The sequence below is a fragment of the Lactobacillus sp. 23-2 genome, from assembly GCF_044902225.1.
Lineage (GTDB): Bacteria > Bacillota > Bacilli > Lactobacillales > Lactobacillaceae > Lactobacillus > Lactobacillus absianus.
In genome coordinates, this window is record NZ_JAOQBX010000033.1 from 1 (window position 1) to 20,216 (window position 20,216).

Annotated in this window: 13 protein-coding genes and 2 pseudogenes; 2 read left to right on the forward strand and 13 right to left on the reverse strand. The window is 44.4% G+C overall.

Features of this window, described 5'->3' with window-relative positions:
* Positions 1 to 147: 147 nt before the first annotated feature.
* Positions 148 to 696, reverse strand: coding sequence for a hypothetical protein (locus OCH80_RS09095; protein ID WP_404540226.1), 549 nt, complete (start codon positions 694 to 696; stop codon positions 148 to 150).
* 244 nt (positions 697 to 940) lie between these two features.
* On the opposite strand from OCH80_RS09095, the gene OCH80_RS09100 reads away from it, so the two are divergent.
* Positions 941 to 1,546, forward strand: a complete 606-nt coding sequence (locus OCH80_RS09100; protein WP_404540228.1) for a helix-turn-helix domain-containing protein — start codon at positions 941 to 943, stop codon at positions 1,544 to 1,546.
* Positions 1,547 to 1,667: 121 nt separating this feature from the next.
* On the opposite strand, the gene OCH80_RS09105 is transcribed toward OCH80_RS09100, so the two are convergent.
* Entirely contained in the window at positions 1,668 to 2,438 is a 771-nt protein-coding gene (locus OCH80_RS09105) for an exonuclease domain-containing protein (RefSeq protein ID WP_404540231.1), read from the reverse strand.
* Between the two features lie 52 nt (positions 2,439 to 2,490).
* Positions 2,491 to 2,808 carry a DUF4256 domain-containing protein gene (locus OCH80_RS09110; RefSeq protein ID WP_404540233.1) on the reverse strand — a complete coding sequence of 106 codons (318 nt, stop codon included), beginning with the start codon at positions 2,806 to 2,808 and terminating at the stop codon, positions 2,491 to 2,493.
* A 216-nt stretch (positions 2,809 to 3,024) separates the two neighbouring features.
* Between OCH80_RS09110 and OCH80_RS09115 the strand changes: the two genes are divergently transcribed.
* Positions 3,025 to 4,782, forward strand: a complete 1,758-nt coding sequence (locus tag OCH80_RS09115) for an FAD-dependent oxidoreductase (protein WP_404540236.1) — start codon at positions 3,025 to 3,027, stop codon at positions 4,780 to 4,782.
* Positions 4,783 to 4,839: 57 nt separating this feature from the next.
* Here the strand turns inward: OCH80_RS09115 and OCH80_RS09120 are convergent, their stop codons facing one another.
* The 10 genes and pseudogenes from OCH80_RS09120 to OCH80_RS09165 all read right to left on the reverse strand — a co-directional run.
* Entirely contained in the window at positions 4,840 to 5,409 is a 570-nt protein-coding gene (locus OCH80_RS09120; protein WP_404540239.1) for a GNAT family N-acetyltransferase, read from the reverse strand.
* 402 nt (positions 5,410 to 5,811) lie between these two features.
* Positions 5,812 to 5,943, reverse strand: a complete 132-nt coding sequence (locus tag OCH80_RS09125; protein ID WP_404540241.1) for a topoisomerase DNA-binding C4 zinc finger domain-containing protein — start codon at positions 5,941 to 5,943, stop codon at positions 5,812 to 5,814.
* A 239-nt stretch (positions 5,944 to 6,182) separates the two neighbouring features.
* Positions 6,183 to 7,967, reverse strand: coding sequence for a DNA/RNA helicase domain-containing protein (locus OCH80_RS09130; RefSeq protein WP_404540244.1), 1,785 nt, complete (start codon positions 7,965 to 7,967; stop codon positions 6,183 to 6,185).
* Between the two features lie 63 nt (positions 7,968 to 8,030).
* Positions 8,031 to 8,813, reverse strand: coding sequence for a DUF6339 family protein (locus tag OCH80_RS09135; protein ID WP_404540246.1), 783 nt, complete (start codon positions 8,811 to 8,813; stop codon positions 8,031 to 8,033).
* Positions 8,806 to 9,675, reverse strand: coding sequence for a hypothetical protein (locus OCH80_RS09140; RefSeq protein ID WP_404540249.1), 870 nt, complete (start codon positions 9,673 to 9,675; stop codon positions 8,806 to 8,808). The genes OCH80_RS09135 and OCH80_RS09140 overlap by 8 nt, the downstream gene beginning before the upstream one ends.
* On the reverse strand, positions 9,662 to 11,791 hold the full coding sequence (locus OCH80_RS09145) for a hypothetical protein (protein WP_404540251.1): 2,130 nt from the start codon (positions 11,789 to 11,791) through the stop codon (positions 9,662 to 9,664). Before OCH80_RS09145 ends, OCH80_RS09140 begins: the two co-directional genes overlap by 14 nt.
* A 150-nt stretch (positions 11,792 to 11,941) precedes the next feature.
* Positions 11,942 to 18,844: an AAA domain-containing protein gene (locus OCH80_RS09150; RefSeq protein WP_404540254.1), complete on the reverse strand. Its 6,903-nt coding sequence runs from the start codon at positions 18,842 to 18,844 to the stop codon at positions 11,942 to 11,944.
* Between the two features lie 179 nt (positions 18,845 to 19,023).
* A pseudogene (locus OCH80_RS09155) lies at positions 19,024 to 19,638 on the reverse strand (DNA/RNA non-specific endonuclease); the annotation flags it as partial.
* An 87-nt stretch (positions 19,639 to 19,725) separates the two neighbouring features.
* The gene (locus OCH80_RS09160) at positions 19,726 to 19,935 is read right to left on the reverse strand and encodes a hypothetical protein (RefSeq protein ID WP_404540257.1); all 210 of its coding nucleotides are present in this window, start codon (positions 19,933 to 19,935) and stop codon (positions 19,726 to 19,728) included.
* Positions 19,922 to 20,216, reverse strand: a pseudogene (locus OCH80_RS09165) (transposase); the annotation flags it as partial. The gene OCH80_RS09160 and the pseudogene OCH80_RS09165, both read right to left, overlap by 14 nt.

Genomic DNA, 20,216 nt, shown 5'->3' on the forward strand with positions numbered 1-20,216 from the left:
ACTATTGAGTTTTCAAGGCTTCATAGTTCTTTTTGGTGTGGGAAGTTTAAGTTAGCTAACAAAAAAGCCCGCACCAAACGATGCAAGCTTCAATTCTTATATTTATTCTCTATACGATTCTAGTCAAATTAGTTGCCAAATTTCGACTTATTCCATAATGCTTGTTGAAATACCCTTGACTTTCTTGATTTTGCCTTTGCTGTCAGTAAACATTCTTAACACGTTGCAGTAGTGGGTTTCCTCGCTCTTGCGGCCGTGTTTATAATGGATTGCTTTATAAATAATTGCGACGTTGTAGGTATGCTTACTTAGAGGTTCAATGTTCAGAACCTTATTACGAGAAGATCCATAATTATTGTAGGCAGAAACGTATCGTGTGTGGCTACGTGAACTGTCAGATAATATGGACATTTCATCATCTACAACCCACTGCTGAACAGCGCTGCGACTCGCGATTTTATACAATTTTCTGGCCCGCTGCTTGATCTTTTTGGACGTCATTTTTTTAGTATCATAAACGTATCTCGCATTACAAAACGTTTTGATGTTTGCCCTTGCTTTCTTGTCCGACGTTTTGACGTTCTTCTTCTTAGCTGCCAATACAGTTGATGACGTTGCTGTCATTGTTGGTGCAGCTACCCCTAAAAGTGCCAGGGCTACTGAAACCGTGCTGATTGCTTTCAGTTTCTTGTCCATAATCTTAACCTTTCATGCATTTACATAATATTAAGCATTTATACAATTTTATTTTCGTTTGAAATTTTTGTATTGTCAAGCCAAATTTAAGAAAAATGACTAAACAAAAGTAATACTTTTTCACATTTATCCGAAATCATGGTGAAAAAACAGTCCGCCCAATGACGGCAATGTCATTAAGTTAAGACATTGATTTTGAGCGGAGAACGCTTTAGGACACTCATCTAAGTTTGATGAGTGTTTTTTGTGTTTAATTTTTGAAACCAATAACGGGCTGGTGCACGACATCTTTAAGGACCTGGACCAGGCGGAAAGCTACGTGCACTATACCGGCCTGGACAAGATGATTTGCCATGAGGGGCTGAACTTCTGCCAGCGGATCGCTGAGGCGGGTGAAGACGGCTATTTCGTGGATTATGAATTGTCTCTGGCCTGCGCGGGCTTTCTGACAGAGCTTTCCAGGCACTACCATGCCAGAGTCCGGCTGGATTCCTCGCGCTTTCCCAGCAGCAATGTCCACTATGCTAATCCGATGACCAGGACGGGGATGATCATGAATTACCTGGTGGCTAATATTCAAGACGTGACTTTGGAAAAAATGGCCGCTCACTTCGGCTATCAGCCTAAATATTGGTCCCGCTTGATCTGGCAGCTTTTTGACCAGACTTTCAGCCAGCTGAAGACGGAAACCCGGGTGTCGATCAGCAAGTCGCTCTTGGAGCTGACCACCAAGAGCATTGAAGAAATCAGCATGATCGTCGGCTGCCCCAGCGTCAGCAGCTACTACCGAGCCTTCAGGCAAGCCACTGGGCAGACGCCTAGCGAGTACCGGAAAAATTTCAAGCAATGAAGCGATTTGTTGAAAATCAGCCCCAGTTGGAGACCTTTCGGGAACCAACCTTCAAAAAGTGTCCTCAAAAAATGCCTCTCCAAAACAAACATCCCTCCCAGCAAATTTCGGGAGGGATGATTTATTTCAGAAGATCCAGCAGGCCTTGATAGTCAATGATCGTCGTCCCCTTTGCTTCTGCCATGCTGCACTTGCCAGAGACGTGGTCCAGCTGTCCTTTGAGCAGATAGTCAGTCAAGCCTGACACGCTGCCGGTCACCCGGCCACCATGGCTATTGATCAAACTGACCAGTTCATAGCGGGTGGCTTGCGGGAACTGGCCAGTAATCACGAAGCGCTGGCCATCCAGACGGGAATCGACCGGTTTTGGACTGAAGTCGATCGTTTCCGTTGCCCTAGCCAGTTTGCCGTCTCTAAGATTCTGGTAGACGATATTATTGGTGATGCAGTCGCTGATGGCAATATGCGAATTAATCTTAATTCCATAGTAATCCTTCAAGGTCGACAGCTTGACGTTGGGAATTGGATCCAAAAAATGGCACTGCTTGGCCAAAATCAGGGTATCCAGCTTCGGATTGGCGACCGGATAGCCATTGTGAGCCAGAATATTGCAGTCAAACTTCAGAATATTGTGGCCAACCAACGTGTCGCTGCCGATAAAGTCCAAGAAATCCGGCATGACCTCGTCGATCTTTGGCGCGGCATTCGTCTGCAGATTAGAGATGCCCGTCAGCCAGGTAACCTGGTCTTGGATTTTTTCCAGAGGATTGACGTAAGTTGAAAATTTGGCTACGGTCTGATCAGCTCTGACCTTTAATGCACCGATCTGGATGATCTTCTTGCCGGTCGTTTCCAGGTCAAAAACCGTATAGTCGTGCAGCACTGGTCCCATCTTGTACCTTCTTTCAAATGTTGTTTATTAGGCAAAAAACGCTGCTATCGCTCTACAAAGGCAGCTTGGTGCGCACCCCCCGGACCTTCAGCAGCTCCTGGGCGCTGCTTTCCGGCGGGAACTTCTTGCGCTTCAAGCGGGCCGCTTGGTCGTAGCAGATGCTGCGCCGACCTGCTGGCACTTCCTTTGAGCAGTCGACGATCGCCCAGCCGCCCCCTAAGGCAACCACGTCAGGCTCACCGCCAGTTTCCTCCATCCAAGCCACGACTGCCGCCTTGGCGGGATCGGCTAATTTTTCCGCCACATCTTCCCAGCTCGCTTCCGGGTGCCGGTCCATGTTGGCTAAAAATCTTTCTTTGAGTGCTTCCATCTTTGCCTCGCGTTCTGTTCTTTACGCCTGTCTAGCAATATTATAACCGCCCGCGGCCTAGACGGAAACATGACCGCATTCCCTGTTAAAAGTTAGATTTTCGGATCTAAACTATCTTATTTATTATACATCAATAACATGTGGTATTATATTTTTGAAAGCGCAAACAGCGCTGGAATGAGTAAGAAAAGAGCATGTTTTTAAGGAGAAAAAATCATGACCGAATATAGAGCCAAAGCCCACGGTTTCAACTCAGAAATCACGGCGATCGTTGAAGTTGCAAATGGCAAAGTCACGCGGATCAACGCTGAGGGTGAAGTGCCAAATACCATTGGCGCCCTGGGGGTTGACACTTGGCTGGAAGAGGCCAACGCAGAGCATTCAGTCGACGTGGACGCCATTTCTGGTGCCTCAGTCTCGACCGGCGCCTTGCGAAAGGCCGCCCGCATGGCTTATGCCACCGCCCTTGGCGAGGACGTGGACGCCATCGCCAGTGCTTCCATCCACAACCGCCCCAACAATTATCCCTTGCTGAAAGAGAAATTCTACGAAGGCGACCTGGAATTCGACGACGAATACGATGTGATCGTGGTCGGTGCGGGCGGTGCGGGCCTTGCCGCCGCAGCTACGGCTGCTGAAAACGGCGCCAGCGTCTTAGCCATCGAGAAGCAAGGGATTCCCGGCGGGACGACCAGCCTGTCTGGCGGCGTCATGCAGGCGGCCGGCACCAAGTACCAAAAGGAATTTTCCGCTTATCCAGACGATACGCCTGAGAAGCACGAAGCCGAGTACCTGGCAGCGGGCGAAGGCCGCTTATATGAGCCGCTGGTCCGCGACTTCACCCAAAATGCCGGCAAGAACCTGGAATGGCTGGAGGAAAAAGTCGGCCTCAAGTGGACCAGCGTTTACGGCCACACTGAAATCCCTTACGCCAAAAAGACGTTTGCTGACAGAATCCACGTCTACGAAGGCGGCGGTGCCGGGGGCAACGGGATCATTGCCACCCGCAAGCTGTATGAATATGCCCTGGCTCAAGGAGCAGACTTCCAATTTGACACGGCAGTCGTGGCTTTAGTCCTGAAGGATGAAAGCTCCAGCGAGGTCAGCGGGGTGATTGCTGAACAAGACGGCGTGCTGTACGCCTTCAAGGCCAACCGCGGGGTAGTTCTAGCCACCGCGTCAATCGACCACAACCTCGAACTTGCCAAAGACCTTAGCCCTCAGCACTATGAAGACGTCAAGCGGCACCTTTGCTGGTCAGTTGCCTCTGACCGGGGCGACGGGATCGTGATGGGGATGAACATCGGCGCGGCAGTCACCGGCTTTGGCGGCACGATCGACTTTGACGCGCGAACCGGCAACGGGACCGACGACCGCTTGCCGACTATCCCGTCAATTTTTGTCAACGGGCAGGGCCTGCGCTTCGTCAACGAAGACGCCACCTATGCTTATGGCTTCCGGGCAATCTTCAACGAAGAAAAGAAGCTGGGCAAGCCAACCTACCAGATTTTTGGCCAGGACTCAATTACGGCTCCAGCCTCCCCATGGGACCGGGACAGCCTGGCTAGGGACCTGGCTAGTGGCTTAGTCAAGACCGGCGACACTTTGGCTGAATTGGCTGAAAAAATTGGCGTGCCAGCGGAAAACCTGACTAAGAGCGTGGAAACTTGGAACAAGCACGCGGCAGCCGGCAAGGACCCAGAATACGAGCGGACGATGGGCGTTAAGCCGTTCAGCGGGCCATATTACGCCTACGTCAACACTCCTGGCAACCTTGGGGCGATTGGTGGCTTGAAGATCAACGCCCAATGCAATGTCATTGACAACTTTGGGCAGCCGATCCCTGGCCTGTACGCTGCCGGCCTCAATGCTGGCGGCTGGATTGGCTCATACTACCCAGGCTCAGGCACTGCCGTATCCGGCGCGATCCACCAAGGCCGCCGCGCCGCTAAGTCGATCCTTGGCTTGAGCTGAGATATCGGAAAAAATGAAAATGCATCCCCGGCACTTTTGGGCAAAGGGATGCATTTTTTATTGGTCCAGCTCAGGATACGGGATGATCGCCGGCGCGGGGATGGCATGGTCTCCTATCATTTTCTCCATCCAGACCATGTCGTACCAGCGGCTGAACTTGTAGCCGCATTGGTGAAAACGGCCAACCAAGCGGTAGCCCAGGTGCTCATGGAAGCGAATGCTGTTGTCGTCCAAGTACGGATCAGCGCCGATTGGCGCGGCAATGCAGGCGTTCAAGTTCAAGAAGCCCTGCTTTTTTAAAACGGCTTCGATCGCGTCGTACAAAAAGCGGCCGATGTGCTGGTGGCGCTGGTTGGCGTCAACATAGATCGACAATTCCACGCTGTGGTCATAGGCTGCCCGCTCCTTAAAGGGGCTCGCGTAGGCATAGCCGACGATCTGGCCGTCTTTGAGGGCAACGAGATATGGATATCGCTTCAGCGTCCGCGTGATGCGGGCTTCAAACTCGCTGACGGCCGGCACTTCGTCTTCAAATGTGATTGCCGTCTTCTCCACGTATGGCGCGTAGATCTCCAGCAGGCGCGCGGCATCCCCCGCTTCGGCCGTCCTTAGCTGCAATTCTGACATAAAAATCTCCTGTTGTTGGGTTAATATGGCGCAAAATGCATCCCGAATCGAGTTTGGGGATGCATTTTGTTATTGCTTTGTTTAGTCACCTTGAAAAACGCCAGCATCATACAAATCCTGGACAGCCTGCGTTTCCTTACCCGTCTTATCCAAACAAAATAGTAAGTACTCAGACAAATAAGCTGCTTGCTCACGATCCAGATAAACCGTTAAATGGTCTGCCAAGTCCAAACTAACTTTCGATGTGGCAAAAGTGACCTCCTTTAGCTGAAAACATTGGCTTCTATCACTATAAATATAGGCGTAAATTCGATATTTTGAATGGAGGAGATAGCAATGTGACAAGCAATAAACAACACTAACCTTGTTTATCTTCTTGCATATTCAGCTACTTAATGCTTATTAAAAGTTCAGCGTACCTCTGCATTTAGGAAAGTCTGAGCATCCCCAGAACTTAGTTCCATCAGATCTTCTGCTTCTCAGAATCATCGGCTTACCGCAATTTGGACAAGCAGGTACATGATCCGCTTGCATCGTATTATTCTTCGGTCCTTCCGATTCAACTGGAGCGCCTCTTGAATGACTTGATTTTCAGCTTGATCCTCAAGTTAAGTATTGTCGTCATAAAGATCAGGATGTGCTTGTTGGTACTTCTTCATTTCAGAAAAAGTCATATCAGCAACCTTTATTGCCACAACTCCTTAACCGGAACGAAAAACGCAAAATTGGTTTAACCACCATTTTTTGTGCACTCAAATATAAGTAAGCAATCTTCACTCTACAACCCTGTCCTTGCCTGCCGCCTCTTCTAAAGCCTGCTGCAGGGCTGGATCAACTGCATGAAGGTATAAGCCATGAACTCCCCGGGTTAAGAGAACATTCAGTTCGTTTGGCAACAGATCTTCTGCAAAGTTTTCCCTAGACCCATCCGAAAAAGTACGGTATTGAACAGCATCTTTATTGCAGCTCTCTGCAGGGACATGAATAATTTTCCCATTTTCAAACTTAACAGATGGACCAATTTCAACGCCTACGTAGTTAAGGTCAAACCCTTGGACTGTGTAGGTTGAGCCAATCTCATCAATTGTTACTGGCTGTTGTGCCCACGAAAGTTCCTTATAGCTAACGCCATCGTCAGTTCTTCTAGGCTTTTTGACTTGGTAATTCCATGGCATCTTCCAGTCACCTTCACTGACTTGCCAGAATTCAGAGCCATCGTTAGGGCTGCTTTGGCTGGAATATTCCCAGTCGTAAGTTGCAACCATCCGGCTTATGCCATTATTTTGGTCATCGTTCTTTTCTTGGATGGCTTTCTGCATATCTTGGGGCTTCTTGAAGACTTTTATTTCATACTTTCCATCTTCAGGAACCTTGCCAATCAAGCCCTTTTTAATGACATTGTTCAGCCACTCAATTGTTTGGGGTTCTGCATCAATCCGCATTTGGTTGTGAAGATGAATAATGTTTTTCTCGCCAATGCTGTCTACAAGCTTTTGGAATGAATCGCCTTGCCAAACTTGGGTTTTAGAAAGCACCTGCTTTTTATCGTAAATGGCGACAACAATTTTTGCACGCTGGCGAATATCTTCCAGCATGTTGGCAGTATCTGAAGTATATCCCTGATTCTTTTGAGTCCTGAGCAGGTGTGCCTCATCAACAAATGCTACGTCTACCGACTCATCTGGAGAATAATGGTTTATAAAGCTTGCTGGTTTAAGAACACTCTTTTCATCCCCGATACCAAGCTTCTTTGCAATCTGCTGGTAAACTTTGAGCTGTTCATCATGGTTGACCATCATTGCCAAAGAGATCTTATTGCCATCTTTACCAGTCAATTTGGCCAAATCATAATAAACGTTGCTCATCAAGACGGTCTTACCAGCACCAGCATCCCCGGTAACTAAGATAAGCTTACCTGTCTCATTCTTATCCAAAGCCTCTTGAACGCGCTGAAGAATCAGATCCTTAGCCTTGTTCTGTTCCTGCGTCAATTTGTTAAAAGGCGAAGCTTTAAAAATCGCTGAATTTTCAATTTCTTTTCTGGCTGGAAAAAGATACTTGTAGTCTTTCTTTGCTGCTAAAGTATCCCAGATCTTGTTGAAAATCGGCACAAACTCATCTTCTGTGTAATACATCCGCTGAGCGTTTTCACGACGGTTGTTCAAGTGAGAGACTGCATCGACACTACTCAAGTATTGCATCATCCGGTTTTCGATGTCCAGGGTAAGTGACTTGTTGAAGTGTTTGTGACCGATGACAAACATGTGGGCATTATTGGCATTCTTCAAGCCCTGCCAGTCTGTTCTGCGCTCTGCATCCCCGTTCAAGTGTTCCAGAGTACGCCGCTGAATATCAATGGTTTCTCCGACATAAACGGTATAGTCGTGACGGTACTTGCTCTGCTTGCCTGGCTGGTCAATGATGTAGACAGTCGGGTAATCGATCAAATATTCTTGATCTGCCGAACCAGAATACTTGCGACGAATCTCTTCATCGATTTGCTTAGCATTATCGTCGCTATATTGAGTTTCGTAAATTATTGGTTCATCGACTTTCATATCCTTCATCCTATCGTACTATGTGTATTCTTAGTGTTTACTCTAATGGCTTTCTGTACTGGCTCATTGTTCTAGAAAAATATGCTTTCTGTCCTTTGCGTTTATAGGATATTCTCCTGTCCAAACATCCTCCAGCAGTTTGACCGTCATGTCTCTTACTTGTTCTCTAGTCAAGACATCTAGAATTTTCACTCCGCCTAATGCATTAAAATATTTATCAACATACGCATAAGTATATTGGATATTTTTAAAATGATCTTGAGAAAGCATCACGCCTTCAATGATGCCCAAACCGATCTTCTTGTTATTCGTGAACGTACTGGCAAACAATGAATAAGCTTTGCCATGAATGTCACTCGTTCCCATAAAGTCGAGCAGCCACCATGGATTGAGTTGATGGCTTTCATCGTAGGTTCGGTAGCCAATCCACCATGCCCTTGCTAGATGCTGAATAAAAAACGCTCTTGTAGTTCCCATGAACATCATGTTCTTCAAGATCTCAGGTTTATCGTTGGCCTTCATGCTTTCAAAAATATAATCTAAGTAATATGTATTGAGCATCGTAAACCAAAATTCTTCTGTAGATGCTTGCGTGAGAGTCAGATCCTTGAACGCAGAGTAAATATTTTTGGCATTGCGAATACCGAAGTTCTCGTTGCCTTTAACAATCAACGGAGTAAAGTCGAAGAAAACTCGATTGCTTTCATATACTGCTGGTGAGGCAAACAGCTTTTCAATTGCCTGACGGTCACGATCCTTGTATAGCTGATAATACTCACTATCAAATTTTTCCTTAAACGTCTGAAGGAACTGTGGCGTGCAGACCTTTGCTCTCAGCTTAGTCATTCAATACTCCTTTCAGCTCATTTATCATATTTTCCATAGGATTGTTTAGGATCAGCTGCGCCAACTCGACAGTCGAAATATCAGCATTTGCTGCCACTGCTTCAAGTGGATGCCCTAATTTCTCGCATTTTGTTGCAATTACCTGATGCCACTGGGAAGTTTCATCAATCGTGTCGCCACTGATCATCTCATCCAGAACATAAACCAACGCAGGCAAAATAATTCCGTTTAGCATAGTGTCGCCAAATCCATAGCTTTGACTCTGAACATAAAATTTATACTGCCGGCTTGGCATCTTAATCAAAATTACATCTTGATCCAAATCGACAGAAGCTACTTCAGCCGACTTGCTTTCAGTGACTTTAATGATGGATGAAATCTTCGTGAAGTTGTTGGTGTCTTCAATATCAAGGCTTTTGGTAAAAGCAATTGCCAGTGGATCCCCGACCGACAAATCAGGAAAGACATAGTTATTGCCATAAAGCTCAGGATTTACTGCGGAATTGCGATAACCTACAAGATCTCCAGTAACTAAGAACAGCGGAGTCACATCCACTCGCTGCCGCATAAGATTAGGATCAATCTTAAGCACGAAGCTATTCTTTCCTAAAGGCAACTTGAAGATTTTCCGATACATCGTCCGCCGGCATTCAACCTGAACGTAGTAAGCCGCCAGACCTTTTTGCAACAAGCGCTCAAATGAAATATTCTCTAAAACAAATTGAATCCTCAATGCAGCATTATGAGCTGAGGTCGCTGGATCTAAGCTATATTTGACATCAAAATAGGCTTGATCAGCAAGATAGTCATCATCATCAACAGACAGTACAGGGTACGGATACAAACTATCAACTAACTGCATACGTATCAACCTCCATTTTCAGTCTTCCCGGCTCTTTGAACTGAACGGCAATTTTGGTCCATTCTCCTTGCGGTACGACGTCAATAAAAATATGGTTTCTGTTGACTTTTAGATTGACATAATTAGCTCTTGCGCTTTGAATACTGATATTAGATTTATTGCCTGAATCGCCCACTACACTAATTACCGTCTTTACATTATGAATGGTTTGCTCCGGCCTAAGCAGCAGATCGTATCTCCCGCTATTTGCATCTCTTTCTATCAAGCGATACCTATACATTGTGACTGTTTTTCGACTGACAGATTCAAGGTAATGAATATGCTCATCACTCTCGTTGGTTGGGCGATTGCTTCCTTTCCCCTCTTGACCGAGGCCGTTTTGTCGATCTCCGTCTAGACCATTCCAAACGTTCGTGCCACCATTATCACCTTTGAAACGGCTCACGCCACCTTGACTGCCATTGCCCCTGGAAATGCCATTTTCAGACACTTTAAAGGAATTCGCCAGCTTATCGCTGTCAATTTCTTGATGCCGAACCGGATGCAGGTGACTAATCGTTGAGTCTTCCTTGAATTCAACCCGCGGGTGTTCCTTCATGCTTTCTTGTCCTGCACTAAGTTCATCACCATTTTCAATATTTGGCAAAAAGTCCGCGACTCCAAAAGCATCGACTACTTTTTCAACTTTTGGACTGCAATTTTCGATGACCGCATCTTTAATGCTCTTTTTTAGAGCTTTAAGAAATTTAACGGCAAACCGACGATTTGGGTATCTTTCTGTAGACCATTTATCATGTGACACATTTTCCATCAACTTTAGAATCTTATTGATGTTGTCACCTAGCGCGCAAAAGACGGCAGAAAATTTGATCGTTCTGCTGAAGCCTTTTTGGCTATAGATCTTCATTCCCGACTTGCGAGACATCATTACGCGACGATTTGGATGGGCAACATTTGCTGATAGATAAAGAAGCGTTTCTTCTGCACCGATTCCAAAATCCTGCAGGCCATCTAGATGACACACTATTTTCTGATCATCCTGTAGAACTTCAAAATAACTCACGCTATCTGGCTTATCCTTTTTGGTGGTTTTGGCTCGCTTTAAATAGATTTCTCTGAGCTTCTTTGCATCCATTGGCTCATCATTGATGTAAGCAACCAGCTTTTGTGGTCTACCAGGAGTTTGCGTCAAAGACAGCATGAAATTTTCAAAAAGCGACAATTTTACGCCCTTTTCCCAGTCGGCAGGAACCCCCATAATGTAAATATCTGTTCCATCTTCCGTACGGCTTTCCGGATCAAAGGAGACTTCAGTCTTAAAGGGCTTCTTGCTCTCACCATCAACGCTAAAATATCCTGGCCCTTGTGTCACTTCTGCGCCCTTTTCAAATGATACGAACTGCATGACGCCGATTGACTTTCTCAGGTCGCCAACTTTAGTGCTATAGAAAACCATCCAAAGCTGACTTACGGCAAACGGCGCGGCTTTGCCGATCCCAAAAGAACCAGCAGAACCTTCATCACTCTTAAAAGAGGAACCCACCTGTTCGACCAGTGACTCCCAGTTTCCAGGCTTCAGACCAGTCGTATTATAGTCGCTGACCTTTAGAACTCTAATTTTCTTACGATTCAGGCATTCTTCCATTGTCTGGATCAATTGCTGAGTCTTTTGGTCTTCTAACCATTCATGCTTTGCTGCAGGCAAGACCTTATTTATTAAGCTTTCATAACCCGGCAATTCTGTTGTTGAAATCTCAAATTCCTTAAACTTTACCGTAACCGGCAGTTCGCTGTCAGCTATAGCATCCAAGGAATTCTGACAAACTTCACGCGTCATCGAAGTCAAACTGTTATCCCTAAAATTTTCAATGGCTGGATTAGCCGCAGCAACTTTCTGTAGATCCCTGCCGCTAGGAAAGAACCATTTTCCGCTTGCATTGTTCTCGCTTAGAGAATACCTGTCAACAATCTTTATATTGTTATGCCCAAGGCCATCTTTAATTATTTCTTGCTCATAGAGCTTATACCTGCCAAACTCTTTTTCAAAGTCTACGCTTAAGACTTCATGATTCTTGACATAAGGCAGTATTCGTTCAAGCATTTCTTTCGGCATCATAACTCTTAAATTCTCCTATTTTCCTAGATCAAGCTTGCCTTATACAGAATTAAGATATTTTTCTATATTGTACTACTTTTCTAATTTCTTATTTGTTTTCCAAAAGAAAAATGTCTACCCTCAGTAGAAGGTAGACATTCTTAGCAAATTCTACATTTCTTGAATTATGCCATCCTTAATATATTCACTATAATTTTTCATCACTTGATTATACAAAAATTTTTCAGAGACTCCTGTTTTAATGCTTATTGAGGACAAGACATGGTCAAGCACATCACCAGTTCTGTACTTAAGAATATCTCCAAACCAATCTTCCTTCTTAACGTATCCAAACAATACGCATGGCTCCTCGATAAAGGTTAATCTAAGGCTAACCTCTGCCTTATAACGCATGGCAATTCCCTGCTTTTCACAGAACGTGTACAGTTCATACTCATCACTTAACCCCAATCGCTCCATCAACATCGGCAATTCTTCAAAAATCAACTTAACGCTAACTATTCCTGGACGATACCATTTGAAAGCATTGAGCAGCTGATTAATTCGCTGACTGCTTACTTTTTCAGGATCTATGAAGCTGTAACGGTCGTCTTTGGAAATAACGATTTGTCGATCTTTAATCAAAGCATCTTGGAAGGAAATTAAATCTTGGCATCCAGCCAGCAAATTTTCACGACAGAACTGTTGATATTCTTCAAAAAGCTCTCGACTGATCAGAGTATGATGAAGATGCTCGACCGCATATTTTCGAACGCTTTGCGCGATTTCTTCTGGCGTAGCGATTCTCCCCTTTGCAGATTGTTCCAATGCGATTCCTGCAACTTTATCAGCTATCTTTTCACTATGATTGCCTTTTATAAAGAGTGGGTATGGTTCAGAATAAAATTCTAAGCTGAAATCAACTCTGTTCGCCAAGTGCAGTTTCTCACAAACTGAGACCAATTCAGTTTCATTATCAATCGCAAGCCGATCAACCAACATAGAATTTCTACTGATAAAGTCCTTTATTGGATGCTTTCCATCAGGCATCTTTTCAAAAGCAGAGATCAGTTCTTCTTTACAGTCATCTGCGCAAGATAAGCTATAGAATCTGTACGAGTCATTTTCTGATTGAATAATCCATTTCTTTGAATAAATAACCTTATTCCGGAATTCGGCCAGACTATTTTCTTTTGCATCCAGTAAGCCTAAGCTCTGACAATATTTGTTGTACTCATTGAGTAGGCCAACATCAATTTTTCTAGCATGCTGCATACTGTTTCTAGCAAAGAATTCAAAGACATCATCAAAACTAGCATGCATTTTTCTTGGGATCTCATGCCATGCTTCTTTGGTCACAGTCATAGCAGCATCATTCTGTACTGCCTCTTCTGCAAGACCAAGCACATGACTTGACGGAGATTCCGCAAATTTTATTCCTTCAAACTCTGTACCTGATGACTCTTTAAACTTGGATGATTCTGGCTCCGTGACAATGCCTTGTTTGTTTATCCAATCCGAAGTCTCAGAACTCATCAGGCTTTCTATTTCAGAAACTGAAAGGCCTGATTGAAATGCGATTTTTGCTGAGACCGCATACTTATGTTCTCCAGAATATCTCTTGAAAAATTTAATCAACCAATCCCTGTCACTGACTTCGCCTATTCTAAAGTGCTGTTCTCTTTCATAAGACAACAATTTTGTAACAGACCGCTCAATGTGCTGAGACTTGCAAAATTCTAACAGCTCTTCGGATGAGTCGACGCCCAAATCCTCACGCTGATAATTGTTCAGTTCACCGAATACGTATTGCATGTCATACAAACCAGGGCTTAACTTTTTAAAGATCGAAATCAGATCCGTAATAGCGGACTGTTTTCTCTTTTCTTGATCTTTCGTTAGCGACTGATCAGAAGGATCAACTATTATCCCTTTTTCATTAACCCAATTAGGTAGCAGACGATTAATTTGATTATTTATCGTTTGAGGTGAAAAACCTGATTTGGCTGAAATATTATTGCTTGCAGCCAAGCATTTCATTCCGATGAAGTCACTGAGTTGCTGCTTAAGCCACTCTCTTTCATCTTGCGAACCTATTTCAAACTTCGTACCTGTAATGAATGTCAAATCGTGTTGAAGTTTGTCAGCCAGGTGCAGTTTTTTGCACAATTCGAGCAACTCTTGCTCAGTATCAATGCCCAAGTCTGCCATTAAAGCCGGATCGTGCTGGAACAACACTAGAAGATCATAATAGCCCGGTTCTAACTTATTGAATTCTAGAACAAGCTTTTCAAGATTAATAGCATTACTTTCGACTTCAACTAGACTGTTCTCAGTGTTTTTGCCTATAACTGAGTTATCGCTGATGCCCGTTTCTTCAAATTCATCTTGGGCTATGATGTTCTTATTTTGGCCAACCCAATCTGTCGCATCTACATTCTGATCAGAGAATTTATCTCCTGTTTCATTTCCATCATTTTCGTTTTCGGTTGCATCTGTAGGTTGCCAGCTTAATAATTCTTCTGGTTCTGCCTGTTCAACTGAATCCGTCGTCAAAAAGCGCGCTGCCTTGCGCTTTACTTCCTTTAGCAGTTCAGTACCATCTTGTGGCTCATATTCCTGATGATTCGTTCCAACGCCCAACTCATCGAGTCTCGTACATACCCGATCAATGGTTGCTTCTGCGTTTCTATAATACTCACTGCCACGGATGCGGATAAAATGCCAACCAATTCGTTCCAATATAGTCTGTCTTTCCATATCGTTGCGAATCTGCTCTTCACTGCTGTGCCAACGTTCACCATCACATTCAATTGCGGCCTTATGGTTGCCATCAACAGCAACCATGTCAATGCGATAGGCGCCAACCGGCCATTGTTGAATTAAATTGTACCCTCTGGCACTTAAAGCTTTGGCTACCTCTTCCTCAAACGGCGATTCTGCCTTGGCTTTTATTTGTTCAAGGTCAATCGCGTAAGCTTGAGGATTATCGGCATATTCAAGCAGCTCTTTGCGGACGTCGCCTTCTTGTAGATCGTTTGCATAGTCTAAGGAGTTGACCACCCACAGCTGATCTTTTGCGCGGCTCACCGCAACGTTATAACGCTTGCGTAAGTCTTTCCCAGGCTGATTATCTGCTAATCCCCGCTTCCTCAGCGGTCCATTATGGTCATCATTGCTATCAACCATGGAAAGAAGCATGACGTCACGCTCATCGCCTTGGAATTGGGCAGACGAACCACATAAGAGCTTATGCTTTTGATAGACGGTCAGATTGAGTTTGCTTACCAGCTTCTTTTGAATCAGCTTAGCTTGCTCTTCACCATTCAGTGAAATCACGCCTATTGTTTTATCGCTATACTGTTTGGTTTCAAGCATAGCCTGAATCAAAGCAACAATAGTATCTGCTTCGACCTCATTAACCTTCCGGTATTCAGCTCTATGGCCAGCAACGCGATAATTGATCACGGCAGGTCGCAAATCACTGCTGCTGCTGTCTCGAAGCGGCTTGATTTTTCCGTCATAGCTCAGTCGGTTGGAAAAGCCAATAATATCGGGCACGCAACGGAAGTGCTCACGAAGCATCAAAGGCCGACAAACCGTACTTGCAATGTCATATAAAGAAGTACTTGCTGAGAACAATGACCAGTTAGAAATGACATCTTTGATAGTGCTTGCCGCTAAAGAATTCAAGTCGTCCAGATTAACAAAGCTGCCGGTTGGACTAACCTGCTTATCATCACCAACGATGATGACCTTTTTGGCTAAGTATAAAACCGACAATGCCGACAAATCAGCTTGACTTGCTTCATCAATAATGAGCACGTCAAACATATTTTTTCCGGGCACCATATTGTTAGTGACATTGCTGAGAGTCATAATCCAGACTGGAACCGCGTTTTGACATTTCACCATCAGTTCCTGAGCCTGGGCACGGAGCAACGGGGCATTCTTGCCTTTGCCCTTACCAATTTTTTGTGTCGTCAATTTCCAACTCTGAAGACTCTTCTGCAGTTCAGGATTGCGTTCCGCCTTTTCCAGCAGATGTTGCCAAGCTTTGGTTTCTGCAAGCTCAGCCGTTATCCGGCGGTACTCTCGGCTAAGTTCAGTGTTCTTTTTCTGCAATTTTTCAAACGGAGCGGAAGTAATTTCATCCAGTTTCTGACTATACTGCTTCCATTGCCAGGCTTCCTCGATATACTCTGGCACGCTATCCTTTCCAAATTCTTCCTCGCGATTTCTGATCTTTTCTGCCCAGACAGGAGCGGCCTCTGAAAGCTTTGCCAAATAGTCCTTTCTCAGCTTCTGAACGGAGTAAAGCCCATAGAGTCGCTGCAATTCTTGATAGTCTTCGGAATACTTGGCAATATCCTTATTTTCACAGTCTCTCATCAGCTTCCGGCAAATTTCGGACGTGCCTGCTTTTTGAAGATCATCCTTGATGACATGATAATCCCTGATTCGTTGTTGAAGCTCAAGATGCAGCAATTCTATTTGACACAGAAGCGGCAGGTCACGGTCAATCTTGTCGAAGATCGCCAAAGTAATATCTAAATCGCTCAGCTCATAAGAGAAGCTGAACATGCCCGTTGAGTCAAAGCCAGCCAATTGAACCAAATTTTTCAGTCGACCATAATATTTTTCGTACCAGTTGACACGATTTTTGATTTGATTCACATATTTCAATGCCTGCAATTCTGGCTGCCGGCCATTATTCAATGAATCGAATTCAGGCTCGTGAATCAGGTCCTGCCAATAATTTCGACAGGTATTGCGAGCCTCTTGCATCTGCAAATAGCCCAAAACAAGGGTGCAATCCTCTGCACTCTTCATTGTTTTACCATTGATCTTGACCATGCTGTCCGCGATATCGAATTCCTTGTTCAAGATTCTTGCCAGCTTGCCAATCTTGCCTTTCTCCTGATACTTATCTTTCATCTTGGAAATTACCGCTCGCAGATCAATTGAATCGTTGGATTGAATTTGAATTTCCTTGCCAAATAGTTCGGAAGTCAGTCTGTTAGAAATTTCCGCGCTTTTCTCGATCTGATCACAAAGCATCTTCCAACGATTTCTAGCCCCATTGTTCTCAGAGTCCTTGCCATCTACAATTGCGGATAACTCCCATTTAGCCTGAATTTTTTGATCGCCGAGATAGTCCCGCAACTGCTTTAGTGCTTCAGTTTTCTTTGGATCATCTTGAAGAGGTATATGTTTTCCTTTAAAAACCAGCTCTCGCCCGATTTCATCATACTCAATCTGCTGATCCACAGCTATATTCGAAATCTTCGATCGCAAGTTATCAATATCAGTCAGCAACTCCGAAAGTTTCATTGGCGAAGCAGTCATTTCTGGATTCGGAACTTTTTCAGCTAATTCCCTTTCTTCTTCAGCACTGACAGAAGCATTTGACTTGTAAAGGTTGGATAGTTCTTCATAGCTTAATGGCAACGGAACGTCCGGCTTGATCTTGCCAGGGATGTAATCAAGCCTCTCGGCGTTTTCACTAACATATGTTGCTGCTTTCGTTGGCGACATGCTGTTTCCATTGAAAATCAATGAGCTGTATTCACTATACTTAATCTCATAGATTTTTTTCCGAGTCGCGGATAGATCGGCAATAATTCCGTCGCGTATCTTTGCCTGTCTTTTCGCCTTATTTCTTAGGCTCTCCGCGCTATCATTTGCCATGTGTTCAGTGATGCCGGCGATTGATCTTTCCATGTCTTTCTTCGAATCATCGAAAACTGATACGCATAGACTTTGCAATTCTTTGGGAAGCTTGTCTTTCAAAACGCTCAATGCCTTAGAAGTAGAACTTGAAACCAGAACGCTTTGACCTTGAGCCAAGAAGTTTCCAATCAGGTTGGCAATCGTATGAGTCTTACCCGTCCCTGGCGGTCCTTGAACCAATACTTGATCCGCTGTCTGAATCTCCCGCGCAATTTGCAATTGCTCTCGGTTAGCCGGCTTGGCAAGCAAAATCGTTGGGTCTTCACCACCTACTTCCGCAAGTTCTTGTTCAACCGATAAATCTTGATCCGGCTTTAAAGGACGAGGGCCTTGTTCACCCGCCAATTCCAGCAAAGTATTCGGTATATTCCCGCCGTCCTTAATATCAGCAATGGATTTGTCGATGAACTTAGGAAGACCATCTAATTTCTTTCTCAAGATAAGCATCGGCTTGAATTTGATGAACAATTCGTCTTGCGAATTGTTCAGAATCTCATCATCTTCTTTAAGGAATTCGCCTCTTGAGCTTAAACGGTGTGCGGCAATTTCGAAGAAGCTGGTTGCTTCTCTCCGATCCAAGGGATGAATCAACGACTCATTTAATTTCTTCTGCAACGTTTGAAAGGCTTCAGAAGACACATTGTTTATTTTGGAAAAGAGCAGATCATATAACTGGCTATTGCTGTCGCCATCAACTACAGAGAGGACGTTTTCACGATCATCAAATTCAATTTTGACTTTCTGCAGCAAGATCGGGTGGTTAATTTCTGGCTGATCCTTGATCATTAGCAGACCATTGGCCACCACCAATTCATTTGTTTCTGAATCTTGCTCCAGATCTTGATAGAGACTAAAGAAAGTTAAAAAATGTCTGTTGACTTTTTCCAGCGCTTTTTGGCGTTCCTGCCAAATTTTCCGGTCTTTCAGCCAATTCTGATAATCTTCAACACGCTGCTCATCATCTTCAAATTCTTCATACATTGAAGACTCATTTACTGTGTCAGCCTCTCGTTTGATTTCCTGAAGATACTCTGGCTCTTTCGCATAGTCATCCCAGCCGGTCTTTAGCCAATCTTTGAAGCTGTCTTTTGGTGATGGACACTTCTCGAAAATTGGCTTCTGAATTTTAACAAGATAGTCATTCTCTGAAGAATCATCAGAGTCAGCCGGCTCATCATGAAATTTGATTTTTATGTATTGTGTATCTTGTGGTAAATCTGAAAGGTTAGTGAACCATGGCTGCTTCTTGACATCCGTAACCACAGTCTTCTTGATCGAATTCATGCCTTTCAAAAAAGTCAGCAGTTTGATTACATTTTCTCGATTAGTTTGAACATCCATTTTTTTCTCCGACTGATTTTATAAATAGCTTAATAAGCCTATTATAAATGTTAAGGATTTCATTTAAAAGATCTCAGAGTATATAAGAATATATGATTTTTGAGAATTCCTTGATTGCATCCAACCAGCAAAACAGCCTCCCGTGATCATTAATCATCAGAAGGCTGCATGCAGGATTATTAATTTTGAATTCGGCTGGTTCCGTCACTATAGTTCAAGACAACGCCTGGCTGGACATTAAAGATATAGACGTTGAAGGAAACCTCATTGCTGTCCACTGACTTTGCTTCCATCTGGACGCCACGAGCTAGGAGCTCATTTCCTTTAAAGACTGGCTTAACCCGGTAACGGACATAGTTGTTGGACGACTCTTTCAAGTAGTCAGCTACTTCATTTTCATATGGCAGCATCCCAGACACGTTCAATTCTTGCGTTCCCGTAATCAAGTTCTTGGGATTATTGTTCTGTCCTGTTAACTGATACCCAATCAGGTGACTCCGGTTGTAAAGCCAACCACCGGAAATACGCTTGTTGTGCCAACCAGTTGGATCCCAATATAGTGGCTCTCTTTTTGCTGTTGGCATCAGTGACTGATTAAGCATCGCATTAGCGTCTGTTGCTCGGTTCAGGCTATCCAAGTTGCCATAGCTCTGCCAAGCCCCGCGGCTGGTCGACAGCTCACTTTGGCTGAAATCAGGATGGTTGTCATTCACTTGTCTAGTCAGTTGCCCATTATAATTCAAAGAGGCTAGGTCAGACTGGGCTTGTTGGCTGGTATCAGTCTTTTTGTCCTCTTTCGTTCGATTGGCAGAATGCTAATTTCCCAGGGTTTTACAACTCAAACCATACGGCTGACAGTTTTTCTGCCAGCCGTATTTCTTTTATGCATGACTTTCCAGAAACGCAAGGATCTCAGCTTTAGTTCGGGTACTTTTATCAATAGCTTTTAGTAATTCTTCCTGCTCTTGGTGTTTCTTGAGCTCATAGAGGGCATCTAGCTTCTGCGACGCTTTATCACAGCGCTCTTTAAGGCGCCGGAGTTGTTCTTCTGTTTGGGAAATCTCGGCTTCAATTGTCTTAATACTCTTCATTCTCGGCATCTTCATCATCGTCTTTCTGTTCTTCTGGCATTGCGGCGTTCTGAATGTCTTTTCCAATCAGTCTTGCCTGCGCCTTGATCCATTCTTCGTCCAGTCCAAAGGCGCCTAGTATTACTTTCTGGGTAGCTGTGACTGCGTGATCAAGCTTATAATTGCCGTTCGGCTGGCGTATCAGCTCAATCTTTTCGAGCTCTTTCAGTGCCGAAGGTACGCTCAGATAGTTAGGCTTGCCCGGCATTTCGGCTTTGCGCTTTCTCAAAAGCGTGTAGATT

Bases quoted from the DNA above. Each gene is read 5' to 3' on its own strand.
- OCH80_RS09095 (WP_404540226.1), bottom strand. From the start codon at position 696: ATGGACAAGAAACTGAAAGCAATCAGCACGGTTTCAGTAGCCCTGGCA.
- OCH80_RS09160 (WP_404540257.1), bottom strand. From the start codon at position 19,935: ATGAAGAGTATTAAGACAATTGAAGCCGAGATTTCCCAAACAGAAGAA.
- OCH80_RS09115 (WP_404540236.1), top strand. From the start codon at position 3,025: ATGACCGAATATAGAGCCAAAGCCCACGGTTTCAACTCAGAAATCACG.
- OCH80_RS09135 (WP_404540246.1), bottom strand. From the start codon at position 8,813: ATGACTAAGCTGAGAGCAAAGGTCTGCACGCCACAGTTCCTTCAGACG.
- OCH80_RS09130 (WP_404540244.1), bottom strand. From the start codon at position 7,967: ATGAAAGTCGATGAACCAATAATTTACGAAACTCAATATAGCGACGAT.
- OCH80_RS09110 (WP_404540233.1), bottom strand. From the start codon at position 2,808: ATGGAAGCACTCAAAGAAAGATTTTTAGCCAACATGGACCGGCACCCG.
- OCH80_RS09150 (WP_404540254.1), bottom strand. From the start codon at position 18,844: ATGGATGTTCAAACTAATCGAGAAAATGTAATCAAACTGCTGACTTTT.
- OCH80_RS09120 (WP_404540239.1), bottom strand. From the start codon at position 5,409: ATGTCAGAATTGCAGCTAAGGACGGCCGAAGCGGGGGATGCCGCGCGC.
- OCH80_RS09105 (WP_404540231.1), bottom strand. From the start codon at position 2,438: ATGGGACCAGTGCTGCACGACTATACGGTTTTTGACCTGGAAACGACC.
- OCH80_RS09125 (WP_404540241.1), bottom strand. From the start codon at position 5,943: ATGCAAGCGGATCATGTACCTGCTTGTCCAAATTGCGGTAAGCCGATG.
- OCH80_RS09140 (WP_404540249.1), bottom strand. From the start codon at position 9,675: ATGCAGTTAGTTGATAGTTTGTATCCGTACCCTGTACTGTCTGTTGAT.
- OCH80_RS09145 (WP_404540251.1), bottom strand. From the start codon at position 11,791: ATGATGCCGAAAGAAATGCTTGAACGAATACTGCCTTATGTCAAGAAT.